At 41.6% G+C, this 221-nt stretch carries 1 pseudogene; it reads right to left on the bottom strand.

The features are described from left to right. Window positions 1-221, bottom strand: a pseudogene (locus HJV72_RS19200) (ABC transporter ATP-binding protein); the annotation flags it as partial.

Below are 221 nucleotides of genomic sequence, written 5' to 3'. Positions count from 1 at the left end.
CTTCATCTTCATGCCTCTGGAAAAGGTCTTGATTTTCTTATCACGCGGTAAATTCATTTTCTCGAGAAGCGAAAAATACAGAGCTTCATCCCATGTATGATAAATATCTTTTAAAACCTTATGAAGCATTTTCGGTGAAAGCTCCCCGGAAAAATTGCTGTTGTCAAACACTACGCCAATCAGTTCACGGTCAGCGGCCGTCATCTCGTAATCATGCCTGC

The sequence above is a fragment of the Extibacter sp. GGCC_0201 genome (genome assembly GCF_017566055.1).
Lineage (GTDB): Bacteria > Bacillota > Clostridia > Lachnospirales > Lachnospiraceae > Extibacter.
The sequence above is the reverse complement of the archived record's forward strand: the minus strand, read 5'-3'. Positions and strand labels throughout refer to the sequence as shown.